Below are 12,468 nucleotides of genomic sequence, written 5' to 3'. Positions count from 1 at the left end.
TTTTACCAGCCACGCTCAGCGAGTCGGTGCGGCTGCGGAATCTCGTCGACGTTGATGCCGACCATTGCCTCGCCGAGACCGCGGGAGACATCAGCGATGACCTTCGGATCATCGTAGTGCTGGGTTGCCTGGACGATAGCCTTGGCGCGCTTCTCCGGATCACCGGACTTGAAGATACCGGAACCAACAAAGACACCCTCGGCACCGAGCTGCATCATCATTGCAGCGTCAGCCGGAGTTGCAATGCCTCCTGCGGTGAACAGCACGACTGGCAACTTACCGGTCTCAGCGACCTCGCGTACCAGCTCGTACGGTGCCTGCAGCTCCTTGGCGGCAACATAGAGCTCGTCCGGAGCCATAGAACGCAGACGGTTAATTTCAGCGCGGATGGTGCGCATGTGAGTCACAGCGTTGGAGACATCACCGGTACCGGCCTCGCCCTTGGAGCGAATCATGGCAGCGCCCTCGTTGATGCGGCGCAGAGCCTCACCCAGGTTGGTCGCACCACAGACGAAAGGCACGGTGAATTCGAACTTGTCGATGTGGTTCGAGTAATCGGCCGGGGTCAGAACCTCGGACTCGTCAATGAAGTCAACACCGAGGGACTGCAGAACCTGTGCCTCAACAAAGTGGCCGATTCGGGCCTTGGCCATAACCGGAATGGAGACGGCATTGATAATGCCCTCGATCATGTCCGGGTCAGACATACGCGACACGCCACCCTCTGCGCGAATATCGGCGGGGACACGCTCCAGCGCCATCACGGCAGTTGCGCCGGCATCTTCAGCGATCTTGGCCTGCTCCGGCGTAACGACGTCCATAATGACGCCGCCCTTCATCATCTCAGCGAAACCGCGCTTCACGCGTGCGGTGCCCTGCCCGGAGTTGTTCTCAACCGTGCTCAACGAACCCTACTTCCCTAATAAAACTGGTGAATGTGACCGTTTGTAGTCGTTTAACACTATAACGCCTGAACTAGACAGTGCTGTTCATTGAGTCACAAAACACGGCGAACTTCCAGCACAACAGCGAATTTTCCCACAATTAAGCAGTTGTCAGTCCGTCTGCAACATCGAAATATTCCGGTTCGGGTGCAGTGCCCGCCAGCCGCAGCGCGCGTACTAGCGGCCTGGCTCGCAGTGCTTTCGTATCCGTCACCGCATCATTGTAGAAACGGCGGGCGAGCTCGAGCCGCGTGTGGGCGTCAGAAAGCTCAATTGCCATCGTTCGGTCCACGGGCTGTTCCTCATAGAGCGCCACAATTTTCCTAGTCAGTTCGTTTTCCACGTCTGCGCGCTGTCCAGTGTTGTTGGCTCTAAGTGGTGTGGCTTCCACCTTCGTCACTACGCCGGCGAGTTCCGGGTAGGCGGCACGAGCGACTGCGGCCCTTCGCCCCAACGCCGCTTCCAGTGAAGAACGCGCCAAGTCCGTGCGAATGTGCATACGGTTCAAACGCGTCGCTGTCGATGAAGCCACCAAACCGCTAACGAGTACGACAATCAGCGCAATGACTAGGACAACGACCCAGATTGGAACGGTTACGTCCACCGAAAACCCACTTTCACTCCGCTGCGTTTAATCAGCTAACACGACGGAAATCTCTATGGCGCAATGACGACCTTTTCGCCATCCATGCGCACCGTATCGTACACACGCAGAACGCCGTCGGCGACCTGCGACCAGTCATACTCCCAAGCCCGTTTATGCCCGAGTGCGCGAAGCTCCTCCCCCAACTTTGACTGCGTCAAAAGGCGTACGACTGCATCCGCAAGGTCTGCGGAGTTACCGTTTTCAAAGTGAAGCCCGTAATGGCCGTCGTCAAGCACGAGTTTGAACGCATCGATGTCGCTGGAGATCACCGGCGCACCCGCCGCCATCGCCTCTACCAGCACGATGCCGAAACTCTCTCCACCACGCTGCGGGGCAATGTACGCATCCGCATCGGCGAGTATTGACGCCTTAGCATCCTCCGACAGTCTGCCGACGAAATGCAGGACATCTGCGTTTCTGCCCGCTTTACGACGAGCTGCCGCGACATCACCATCACCAACAACACAGACCTCAAGCTGTGGAATCTCTGCACGTATTGCCGGCAGCGCGTCGAGCAACACGTCAAAGCCCTTACGAGATTCGTCGAAGCGTCCGAGGAACACGAGCCGATAGACCCCCTCACGCCGTGGCGGGATCTCAGGCAACGATGAGGCGGCCGGGCAGGACTCAAAATCTCCAACACGGACACCATTGGGAATGAGAACCGGGTCGCCGCCGAGTTGCTCAACCTGCCAGCGACGAGCCACTTCCGAGACAGCGATGCCTCCCCGAATGCGTTCAAGGTACTTCCGCAAAAATGGCGTGGCCAACTTCAATGCTAGGGAGTCCGTCGCCGCAGAGTGATAGGTCGCGACAATTGGCCCGACCGAGTTTACTAACGACAGCATTGAAAAACTGGGCGAATTCGGCTCATGGATATGAAGAATGTCAAAGCTACCTTCCTCGATCCATGTGCGGACTCGACGGCTCGTGCGGGGACCAAAAGACAGCCGAGCGACTGAGCCGTTATACGGAATCGGGATGGCGGCACCACCTCGAATAACGAAATCCGGCACATCCGCCTGCGCGCTAGCCGGGCCGATAAGACTGACCTCGTGGCCGCGGCGGATGAACTCCTCACACAAGTCAATCGCGTGAGCTTGAACCCCACCTGGAACATCGAACGAGTACGGGCACACCATTCCGATTCGCACGGCTACTTTGACCTCTTCTTATCTGCTGGCCACAGTGGCTGCATCATGTGCCAATCCGCTGGATGCTGAGCAATATCAGATTCAAAAACAGTAGCGATGTCTTGGACAATGTCAGCTAGATTGCGCCCCTCAGTCGGCACGAATGGATGCGCTACAAAGCGCCAACCATCGCGCGTGTAGGACAGGCCCGCGGGCATAAGCCGAGCGCCCGTGTCCTGTGCCAGCTTTGCCGCGCCGACCGGCATTGTCGTCTGCTCGCCGAAAAAAGTGACCGGGACCCCGTGGCCGCCGAAGTCACGATCAGACAGCAGGCACACAACGCCACCGTCTTCCAATCGCTTCTGCAGTTCCGGCATCGCGGGTTTGCCACCGGTAAGCGGGAGAATGTGGAATCCGAGGGATTCGCGGTACTCCACGAAAGCGTCGTAAAGCACCTCTGGCTTCAGCCGTTCCGCCACGGTACTGAACCGGCCATGGCGGGAAACGAGCCACATACCTGCCATATCCCAGTTACCAGAATGCGGCAGTGGGATGACGATGGAATCTCCGGCCTCGAGGGCCTCAGCAACTCGTTCGAGCCCATCGCTGGTGGATTCGACCGTGTCTGCCAGCTCTGGAGAGGCGATGGAGGGCAACCGGAATGCCTCCACCCAATAGCGTAGATAGGAACGCATGGAAGCCCGAATAAGCCCTTGCGGCACTTCCTCAGGCGGACAGCCCATAACGCGAGCCAGGTTCTTGCGAAGCTGGCGGGTCGTCGTGGGATTTGCTGCTACCCGATCGGCGGCTATGTTGCCGATGCGGTAGGCCACGCGTTCCGGCAGCAGACCAAAAATCTTCCACCCGGCCATATAGCCGAGCGCAACGAAATCATCTTTCGAGCGAGGCAGGAAGAAACTAGTCATCGTATCCTCCTTTAGTTGTTGGAATCAGCCGAACCCGTGGACTTCGTAGCAGAGTCAGGGTTGATAGATGAACTATCAGCTGCGCCTTCTGGCGGGGCGATGGGATCCAACGCTCCTGGCTGCTTAGCCACCATGTACAAGCGCTGAATGACGGTGAATACCGACCCAATCGCCAGGAGCCACATTGCGACGTAGAGGGCATAGTCCACGCCAAGCCCCTGGAGCCCAATGCCGATTAGACCGATAATCAGGCGCTCCGCACGTTCGACGAGACCGCCGTTGACCTTGAGGCCGCTAGCTTCTGCCCGAGCCTTAACGTAGGAAATGACCTGGGAAGATCCCATAGTGATCAGTGTCAGAATAAGCAGCACTGAATCCGCGTCATGGTGATACACCACCCAATACGCTATCGCCCCGAACAGTGCAGCATCCGTAATGCGGTCACAGGAAGCATCCAGCGTCGCTCCGTATTTCGTTCCCTGCCCTCGAAGTCTGGCCATCGTGCCATCGAGCAGGTCAAAAGCAGTGAAAATAGCGATTGACACCGCAGCTGCGAAAAGATGGTTGGTAGGAATCAGGATTACCGCAAGCAGAACGGAAACTACCGTTCCCACCAGGGTGACCGTGTTCGGGCTAATGCCGACCCGCAAAAGTGCAGCGGCAATCGGTTCAACTACTGGGCGGATTGGAGCCCTGCCACGGACACTCAGCATGCTGCCCCATCCTCTTGATTAAGGGCACGCCAGCCGTCGGCAAGCAACTCGCGAGTCTGACGAAGAGCCTGCGGTAACACTTTGGTGCCATCGATCACGGTCATAAAATTGCTGTCACCCGACCAGCGCGGTACGACGTGCATATGCAGGTGATCGGCGACCGAACCGCCGGAGGCCTTGCCTAAGTTGAAACCTACATTGACGGCGTGCGGGCGCGAAACCGATTTGAGAGTACGAACCGCATGCTTGGCAAATCGCATCATCTCGGCTGTTTCTTCGTCGGTCAAGTCCTCAAGGTTGGCGACTTCGCGATATGGAACCACCATGAGGTGCCCTGGGTTGTACGGGAACAGATTCAAAACGGCGTACACCCACTCGCCGCGAGCGATAATGAGTGCTTCCTCATCGCTTTGCTTCGGCAAATCAACGAAGGGGTTACGAGATGGCTTGGAGTTATGCACACCACGCTTGACGATGTAGTCCAGCCGGTAGGGTGCCCATAAGCGCGTGAGCCGATCCGGTTCGCCGTAACCGCTGTCGACGTATACGCCATCAGACGATTCCTGCTGGCCGGCATTGCCCTGCTGCTGCGGAGGCAACTCTTCACTTCCCGACTGATTCACTGCCATCCCCTTCGTTGCGTGGCCGGGACCCCATTCGAGCCCCGACCACATATATTTCTCTGCTGTAGTTTACGACCTCGCGGTCAACTTCTTTGGATTACCACGCGTGGTTCACCAGTTAAAACAACGCGGTCGAATTAGAGAGCGTTAACGACCTCTAGAGAGCAGAGACATTCTCCTTGTTCGGCTGTTCGTTATTCCGCGAAGCAACCCAATCACAGATGATGTCGACAGCCTTCTCAACTGCCATCCCGTTAATCTGAGTGCCATCGAGGAACCGGAAGCTGACGGCTCCTGCCTCAATGTCGCGGGCACCAGCCAGAATCATGAACGGAACCTTGGCCTGGGTGTGGTTGCGAATCTTCTTCTGCATGCGGTCATCGGACGTATCCACGTGGACGCGGATGCCACGAGACTTCAGCTGTGCAGCAAAGCCCTCCAGGTGTGGGATACAGTCATCCGCAACCGGAATACCAACAACCTGTTCCGGAGCCAGCCAAGCCGGGAAAGCACCTGCGTAGTGCTCCAATAGGACGCCAAAGAAACGTTCGATGGAGCCGAAAAGCGCACGGTGAATCATAATCGGGCGCTTCTTGGTTCCGTCAGGTGCGGTGTACTCGAGCTCGAAGCGCTCCGGCAGGTTGAAGTCGAGCTGTACCGTCGACATCTGCCAAGTACGGCCGATGGCATCGCGGGCTTGGACGGAAATCTTCGGACCATAGAAAGCGGCTCCGCCCGGATCAGGAACGAGCTCGAGGCCAGAAGCATCGGCAACGCGCTGGAGAATAGCTGTGGACTTCTCCCAAATTTCATCCGAGCCGACGAACTTCTTTTCGTCCTTCGTAGACAGCTCCAGGTAGAAGTCATCCAGGCCGTAGTCACGCAGAAGCGAAATGATGAAGTCGAGGACATTAGTGAGCTCTTCTTCCAGCTGATCCTCGGTGCAGTAGATGTGGGCATCGTCCTGCGTAAAGCCACGGGCTCGGGTAAGACCGTGGATAACGCCTGATTTCTCGTAGCGGTAGACGGTGCCGAACTCGAACATACGAATCGGAAGTTCACGGTAGCTGCGACCACGCGATGCGAAAATGAGGTTGTGCATCGGGCAGTTCATCGGCTTGACGTAGTAGTCCTGCGGAGCCTTGGTGCAGTTGCCGTGTTCGTCATATTCGCCGTCGAGCTGCATCGGCGGGAACATGCCATCCGCGTAGAAGTCCAGGTGACCAGACTTCTTGAACAAGTCACCCTTAGTTACGTGCGGCGTGTTCACAAAGTCATAGCCCGCTTCGATATGACGGCGACGGGAGTGCTGCTCCATCTCGTTGCGGATGATGCCACCCTTGACATGGAATACCGGGAAACCAGAACCAATCTCATCCGGGAAGCTGAACAAATCCAGCTCGGAGCCCAAACGGCGGTGATCGCGCTTCTCAGCCTCGAGCATGCGGTCGAGGTACTCGTCTAACGCTTCCTTGGACTCCCACGCAGTGCCGTAAACACGCTGCAGGTTATCTCGAGATTGGTCACCCCGCCAGTACGCAGCGGAAGAACGCATGATCTTAAAAGCAGGGATGTAGCGGGTGGTCGGCACGTGCGGGCCGCGGCAAAGATCAAACCACTCGGTCTCACCGGTACGCGGATTGACGTTGCGGTAGCCGGTCAAGGTCGTGCCTGCACCACCGACGTCGACATTGGCCTCATCATCTTCGGCCACCTTGCCGGCCGACTTTTCAACAATCAGCTCGAGCTTATACGGCTCGTCGGCAAGCGCTTCCTGCGCCTGATCGGCAGACTCGAACGCGAAGCGCTCGAATCGCTGACCAGACTTGATGATCTTCTTCATACGCTTTTCGATGCGCTTGAGATCCTCCGGCGAGAAAGGCTCATCGACACGGAAGTCGTAGTAGAAACCATTGTCGATGGCAGGGCCAATGCCCAGCTTCGTCCCAGGGAACTCCAACTGCACGGCCTGAGCCATCACGTGAGTCGCAGAGTGGCGGATGACATCGCGACCGTCCGGAGTATTCGCCGGAACGGGCTCGAAGACGGTTTCCACTTCTGGCTTAAAGGACAGATCCTTCAAATTGCCTTCAGGGTCGCGGACACAAACGATGGCGTCAACGCCCTTGTTCGGGAAACCCAGGTCTCTCATCGCCTCGCCCGCAGAAACTCCTGCGGGCACGGAAAACGGTGCTGGGGTTGCAAATTCTTCTGACACGGCGTGCGTGTACTCCTTTTCAAAGTGTCTTCGAAAATCACATACCTGGTGACCTTCGTCAGTCGTTCACACACTTTACCGCACGGTCAAAACTCAGGCCCCGAAAAGGTCCTGGGCCCAGTACTCCTCCTCAGAAGTTCCTCGTGGCATAACAAACACGGCGGATCCAATGTGGAAAATCCACTGATTGAGACGGTCGTTCTTGGACAGCCGCTCTTGAATCGGATTGAACTGCTCCAACGGGTCCTTCTGGAAACAAATGAATACCAGGCCGGTGTTGGTCTCGAATCGACCATTCGGTTCCGGTGGCAGGTCATAGTTGTAGACCCGTCGCAGAATCCGCTGATTAGGTTTCTCTTTCGGAGGCATTGACAGCGCAACATGGCTGTTCGGATCCGTCAGAGGCAGACCATATTCATCAGTCTTCGCCAGGTCGACGGTCTCAAACTCGTCCTTACCTCCAATTGGCGCGCCGGTGCCGATATCTCGGCCGGTAATAACAGTGCGGCTTTCGCGGTCCAACACATCCCAGCCTGGAATATCCATTTCGATACGGCGGACAACCATCGCTGTACCGCCCCGCAACCAATCCGGACCACTATCAATCCACACCTGCTTGTCGAATTCTTCACGAGTGCGCGGGTTGACCGTACCGTCCTTCTGACCGAAGAGATTGCGCGGGGTCTCGCCTTCCTGCGTAGAACCATTGGCGTGCTGGAAACCAGCTTGCACCCAGTGAACATCCAAATAAGAACCTGCATTTCGGATCATCATTCGGGCCGCATGGGAGACCATTACTGGGTCGTCCGCACAAATCTGCAGGCACAGGTCTCCGCCGTTCCACTCCGGGCGGAGCTCATCGTTAACGTACTTTGGCAGATCTCCCAGCCACTCAGGCTTCTGGTCTTCCCTATCGATGATTGTGAAGAAATTCTCCCCATATCCAACTGTGATAGTCAGATTGGCCGGACTCCCCATGAGCTCGGGTTCCAAATCCGTTCGAGTAGCCTTGCCGGCTGTCATTCGGCGGGCGTCATCCGTCCAGGCACGCATGAGGTTTTGGAGGCGATTGCGATCGACCCCCTTCTTCACGTTGAAGGCTATTAGCCATAGATTCGCCTGTGCGGGCGTCGCAATCCCCGCCTGGTGAGCGCCATCAAAAGGTACGGTTGCTGTCTGCAAAGGCGGTTTCGGTGGCTCTTCCTGTGGACGTTCCAACCCAATCGCCTGGGCTTCCGGCGCCCCCAGGGCGAGCGCTGAGGCTCCTGCGGCGGTGCCGAGCCCGCCAAGAAAACGTCTTCTGGAAAAGCCTTCGGACATGTTGTGCACTCTTACCTTTCTGATTACTTCGAACTGGAGCACATGAGGTGGCTGGGAATCCGCCAATTTTTCAATGGCTTCAACGCAACCACTGGCCTATCCAATTCGACCGTATCGAAAACCTTTTTCGGAAAAAGAAAAGCGCCGGAGTTCGTTGCATATGCTGCAATAACCTGCCAACTCCAGCGCTTCTGCCACCATTAGATTCCAGTTAGTCAATTCCTCGACGTACCTGAGCTCACGCCCGCTTTACGACGAGCGATTACTTGACCAACTTGTCACAAGAATTAGTGACCCGAGTGATCCATCTCACCGCCGCCCATGTGCTCTGGGTTGTTCAGGTCACCGTCATTACCGTAGTCCTCTTCACCCGCTGGCTGGACGCGAACCTCAACGTCCTGGGTGATGCTAGAGCCGTCGGAAAGCTCAATGACGAGCTTGTATTCAGCTCCCACATCCATAGCTTCATCATTGTCCATAATCATGAAGTGAGTGCTACCCGGTTCGAGAACGAGTTCGCCATTAGCCGGAATCGTCAAACCTTCCGGCACCTCGAACATTTTGCCGTCCTTGGTGTCGTGCTGCTCGAACTTCGTGCCTTCCTTCAGTCCCTCAAGCTTGAAGGAGGAAACCTTGATGTCCTTATCGGTGTTGTTGGTCAGCGTACCGAAGATGGCGGTCATGCCCTTGTCAGCCGGCTTTTCCTTGATGTAGGCATCGGCCAGCTGCACAGCAGCATCGCTCTTCTCCATCTGAGAGGTAGCTTCGGTCGCCGCGGAAGTTGCGGACTCAGTCACCTCAGCAGCAGTGTTATCGTCGGACGAGCATCCTGCCAGAACAAGGGTCAGAGCTGCGGAACCAGCGATCAGTGCAGTTGCAGTGCGATTGAGCTTCATGTGTCTATTTTGCCTTTCGATTAATAACGATGACGACAGCGGCGATGATGACGATGAGTCCACCACCGAGGCCATAAGCCCATAGCGGTATTGACTTCGTTTCCTCGGCGTGCGCACCGGTCTGACGAGATTCTGCCCCGGCTTCGGCTGCGCCAGCAGCATCCGGATCAGCCACTGAGAAAGAGGTCTTTCCTCGGGTGGAGTGACCATCAGAGGAGGTGATTTGGAAACCAATGATGTAGTTACCAGGGCCTGGATTAATATCCTCAGGGATATCCAAAGAGACCTCATTACCCACTACCTCTGGCTCGTGGGAGTACAGGACTTCCTTGGCATCTGCATCACTAATTGCAACGGTGTTGAAATTGTTCTTGGGGTTGCCGGAGAACTTGAGAGAAACGTGGTGCGGAAATTCATCGAGAACCTGCTTGTCGCCTGGGTTAGACGACAGCACGGAATCGTGAGCATGCGCGGGGCCAGCATTAATAACTGACGCACCTGCAAAGACTACAAGCGCCGCAGCGGCGGCTACTGCACGCCGGAAACCCGACTTTGAGAACCGAAACGTTTCGCCTGAAGCGACCCGGGGACTCACTAGAACAGTTCAACTCCTTTAAGCGGGACAGTTCGAGAAGAACAGCAGTAGTCTGACCGCTGCCCTTATACCTATTGTCGGATGGTAGTCCAGAAAAGTTCCCGAGAGGGACGAATATAGTTCAGGTCACACAGCAAAACCCCGGCCGCGCAGTTTTTATACGATGCGTCGACCGGGGTTTTAAATGGTAGTCCCAACTGGGTTCGAACCAGCGACCTTTCCGGTGTGAACGGAACGCTCTTCCACTGAGCTATGGGACTCGGACAGAAAAGCACTAAGCCTTTGCTGCTCTGCGGAATAAGTTAGCACGCGTTTTGGAAGTTTCCCTAATTGGGTTGCATTGCGTTTGCGATTGCGCAGTTCGACGATTTATTACCCCACCGATGGAACTCCATGACGATAGCGACTCGATAGCCCCCAGTAACCAACCCACGAAAGCGAATAAATGACATCGTTGCGATTCAGAGGCATCAAAGGTTGGTCTTTAGCCCTACGCCCACAGGCACAATACAGATGTTCACCTGGTAATTTGTAATCAATCGCACAAGCACGCTAAAGTATCTTTCGCACCGCAAGAGAGCAATTGAGATTCTCCTTCGCTCTCCTTGCAACGTGATGCGGATGTAGCGCAGCTGGTAGCGCATAACCTTGCCAAGGTTAGGGTCGCGGGTTCGAGTCCCGTCATCCGCTCTGGTTTCTCAAGAAGTTAAGCTCTGTGGTATAACTTCGAGGCAACCACTGAGGCGGCAGCCTCACGGTGGAATGGCCGAGTGGCGAGGCAACGGCCTGCAAAGCCGTGTACACGGGTTCGATTCCCGTTTCCACCTCAGCAGAGATTCCTTACCGGTTTCGATGTAATGCGCGTTTAGCTCAGCGGGAGAGCGCTTCCCTGACACGGAAGAGGTCACTGGTTCAATCCCAGTATCGCGCACCACGTAAGCCCTTATGGGCGAGCGTATTTGCGGATGTAGCGCAGCTGGTAGCGCATAACCTTGCCAAGGTTAGGGTCGCGGGTTCGAGTCCCGTCATCCGCTCAGTGCAAAACCCCCTTCTCCTGGAAGGGGGTTGCGCTTGAAAGCTTCTATATAGCTTTTACCCCAGCGCGATTAGCTCAGTGGGAGAGCGCTTCCCTGACACGGAAGAGGTCACTGGTTCAATCCCAGTATCGCGCACCACGTAAGCCCTTATGGGCGAGCGTATTTGCGGATGTAGCGCAGCTGGTAGCGCATAACCTTGCCAAGGTTAGGGTCGCGGGTTCGAGTCCCGTCATCCGCTCCACGCTAACTCCCTTGTGGTCCTCCACAAGGGAGTTTTTTGGCGAATCAAGGAAAAGGATGCTGCAGTGGATAGCTATTGCAGCATCCTTTCGTTTGAAGGATAATCCCTGATTAAACACCTTGTTTTCCGAGAGAAAGAACCACCTGCCATGTCAGAGTTCACAGCACAGGTTCAAGCACTTCGCTCGTTGATCGAGGCCGGAGAGTTTATCTCCGAAGACACTGATGGCCTCATCCAACTTGCTCAACCAGGCGTAACCCTTCCCTACTCCAACAGCACTCCCACCGACCATGGTTCGTACTTCGGTGGCAGGCCGTATCTTCCGGAAGGTGCGACATGGCCCATCGCAAAGAGCGGTCAGCCACTGCTCCACATCATTCAGCTGAATTTTGCGGATATTGTCGGTCATGTGCGTGCGGAGGGGGCGTCGACAAGCGAAGCAACTCTCGACGGATTGATTCCCGAATCAGGAATTTTTCAACTCTTTGTCGGCGCTGATCCCCTCAGCGGCGGATTTACTTCAGATTCGCCAGGAAACGGCATGGAGATTCGCTATATCCCTGAGCCTGCGGAAGGCTTTGGCAACCACAGCTTCCCTGGACCTCATACCGCGGAGCCAGCAGCCTTCGATGAAGAGCACGAGGATTACTGCTCCCCGTTCAACGAGGATATTGGGACGGTTATGAACTCTCCGATTTCCTTGTCTAGTGCAGTGGCAATGATCCCTCCCACTGACCAAGCAGTGTACGAGGCGTTGGAGTCCGAAAAGGACGATGACTTTCTTGATAACGATGACTACTTTGACGAGCTAGTTGAGTTGCGAGCCGCAGCCAGTAACCAAAGCAACATTATGCTTGGCGGTTTCCCCGCTTTCGCGCAAGACCCTTTTCAGCCTGATGGGTACGTTCACTTCCTAGAGATCGATTCCACATATCTCGAAGAAGAAGAGCTCCCCTTCGAGGCCATGTGGGGCGATCTAGGTGTGGCCCACGTATTCCTTCACCCAGACGCGTTGAAGAAGATGCACGCCGGCGAGGCCGTGGTGTACCGCTCCGAAAATACTGGCACGACCGATGGTGCTGTTTTCTACTGGGATTGTGGCTAGGTTTGTTTTCCACAATCGCCCCATTTGGTTTGCCTTTAATCCAAACCACAGTTTCGACCATTACCTGGAGT

General features: G+C 55.9%; 11 protein-coding genes and 7 tRNA genes. 7 read left to right on the top strand and 11 right to left on the bottom strand.

Annotated features, from left to right (window positions below; all coding sequences use genetic code 11):
- Positions 1 to 2 precede the first annotated feature (2 nt).
- The 11 genes from pdxS to EGX79_05620 form a co-directional block, all read right to left on the bottom strand.
- Positions 3 to 905 (bottom strand): pyridoxal 5'-phosphate synthase lyase subunit PdxS, encoded by a 903-nt coding sequence (gene pdxS / locus EGX79_05670; GenBank protein AYX81707.1) that lies wholly within the window; start codon positions 903 to 905, stop codon positions 3 to 5.
- Between the two features lie 139 nt (positions 906 to 1,044).
- Positions 1,045 to 1,548 carry an NUDIX hydrolase gene (locus tag EGX79_05665; protein ID AYX81706.1) on the bottom strand — a complete coding sequence of 168 codons (504 nt, stop codon included), beginning with the start codon at positions 1,546 to 1,548 and terminating at the stop codon, positions 1,045 to 1,047.
- Positions 1,549 to 1,601: 53 nt separating this feature from the next.
- Entirely contained in the window at positions 1,602 to 2,744 is a 1,143-nt protein-coding gene (locus EGX79_05660) for a glycosyltransferase family 1 protein (GenBank protein ID AYX81705.1), read from the bottom strand.
- Between the two features lie 2 nt (positions 2,745 to 2,746).
- A complete protein-coding gene (locus tag EGX79_05655; protein ID AYX81704.1) occupies positions 2,747 to 3,649 on the bottom strand; it encodes a phosphatidylinositol mannoside acyltransferase in 903 nt (300 codons plus the stop codon).
- An 11-nt stretch (positions 3,650 to 3,660) separates the two neighbouring features.
- Positions 3,661 to 4,362, bottom strand: a complete 702-nt coding sequence (locus EGX79_05650) for a CDP-alcohol phosphatidyltransferase family protein (protein AYX81703.1) — start codon at positions 4,360 to 4,362, stop codon at positions 3,661 to 3,663.
- Positions 4,356 to 4,991: an HIT domain-containing protein gene (locus EGX79_05645; protein AYX81702.1), complete on the bottom strand. Its 636-nt coding sequence runs from the start codon at positions 4,989 to 4,991 to the stop codon at positions 4,356 to 4,358. The genes EGX79_05650 and EGX79_05645 overlap by 7 nt, the downstream gene beginning before the upstream one ends.
- Before the next feature lie 151 nt (positions 4,992 to 5,142).
- Positions 5,143 to 7,203: a threonine--tRNA ligase gene (locus tag EGX79_05640; GenBank protein AYX81701.1), complete on the bottom strand. Its 2,061-nt coding sequence runs from the start codon at positions 7,201 to 7,203 to the stop codon at positions 5,143 to 5,145.
- Between the two features lie 93 nt (positions 7,204 to 7,296).
- Positions 7,297 to 8,523 (bottom strand): Dyp-type peroxidase, encoded by a 1,227-nt coding sequence (locus EGX79_05635; GenBank protein AYX81700.1) that lies wholly within the window; start codon positions 8,521 to 8,523, stop codon positions 7,297 to 7,299.
- A gap of 287 nt (positions 8,524 to 8,810) precedes the next feature.
- Entirely contained in the window at positions 8,811 to 9,419 is a 609-nt protein-coding gene (locus tag EGX79_05630) for a copper chaperone PCu(A)C (protein AYX81699.1), read from the bottom strand.
- A 4-nt stretch (positions 9,420 to 9,423) separates the two neighbouring features.
- The gene (locus EGX79_05625) at positions 9,424 to 10,014 is read right to left on the bottom strand and encodes a copper resistance protein CopC (GenBank protein ID AYX81698.1); all 591 of its coding nucleotides are present in this window, start codon (positions 10,012 to 10,014) and stop codon (positions 9,424 to 9,426) included.
- A gap of 185 nt (positions 10,015 to 10,199) precedes the next feature.
- Positions 10,200 to 10,274: transfer RNA gene (locus EGX79_05620), tRNA-Val, on the bottom strand.
- 357 nt (positions 10,275 to 10,631) lie between these two features.
- Here EGX79_05620 and EGX79_05615 point away from each other — a divergent pair.
- The 7 genes from EGX79_05615 to EGX79_05585 all read left to right on the top strand — a co-directional run bounded on the left by EGX79_05615 (position 10,632) and on the right by EGX79_05585 (position 12,397).
- Positions 10,632 to 10,704 (top strand) — tRNA-Gly (locus EGX79_05615).
- 66 nt (positions 10,705 to 10,770) lie between these two features.
- Positions 10,771 to 10,841, top strand: a tRNA-Cys gene (locus EGX79_05610).
- Between the two features lie 32 nt (positions 10,842 to 10,873).
- Positions 10,874 to 10,948: transfer RNA gene (locus EGX79_05605), tRNA-Val, on the top strand.
- 27 nt (positions 10,949 to 10,975) lie between these two features.
- Positions 10,976 to 11,048: transfer RNA gene (locus EGX79_05600), tRNA-Gly, on the top strand.
- A gap of 66 nt (positions 11,049 to 11,114) precedes the next feature.
- A tRNA-Val gene (locus EGX79_05595) sits at positions 11,115 to 11,189 on the top strand.
- Between the two features lie 27 nt (positions 11,190 to 11,216).
- A tRNA-Gly gene (locus EGX79_05590) sits at positions 11,217 to 11,292 on the top strand.
- Between the two features lie 148 nt (positions 11,293 to 11,440).
- The gene (locus tag EGX79_05585) at positions 11,441 to 12,397 is read left to right on the top strand and encodes a DUF1963 domain-containing protein (protein ID AYX81697.1); all 957 of its coding nucleotides are present in this window, start codon (positions 11,441 to 11,443) and stop codon (positions 12,395 to 12,397) included.
- Positions 12,398 to 12,468 lie beyond the last annotated feature (71 nt).

This window comes from Corynebacterium jeikeium (assembly GCA_003955985.1).
Lineage (GTDB): Bacteria > Actinomycetota > Actinomycetes > Mycobacteriales > Mycobacteriaceae > Corynebacterium > Corynebacterium jeikeium_D.
Note: the sequence above shows the minus strand (reverse complement) of the source record. Positions and strands in the feature narration are given on the sequence as shown.

Coding starts and splice junctions, on each gene's coding strand:
- EGX79_05630 (AYX81699.1), bottom strand. CDS start 9,419: ATGAAGCTCAATCGCACTGCAACTGCACTGATCGCTGGTTCCGCAGCT.
- EGX79_05650 (AYX81703.1), bottom strand. CDS start 4,362: ATGCTGAGTGTCCGTGGCAGGGCTCCAATCCGCCCAGTAGTTGAACCG.
- EGX79_05655 (AYX81704.1), bottom strand. CDS start 3,649: ATGACTAGTTTCTTCCTGCCTCGCTCGAAAGATGATTTCGTTGCGCTC.
- EGX79_05585 (AYX81697.1), top strand. CDS start 11,441: ATGTCAGAGTTCACAGCACAGGTTCAAGCACTTCGCTCGTTGATCGAG.
- EGX79_05645 (AYX81702.1), bottom strand. CDS start 4,991: ATGGCAGTGAATCAGTCGGGAAGTGAAGAGTTGCCTCCGCAGCAGCAG.
- EGX79_05635 (AYX81700.1), bottom strand. CDS start 8,523: ATGTCCGAAGGCTTTTCCAGAAGACGTTTTCTTGGCGGGCTCGGCACC.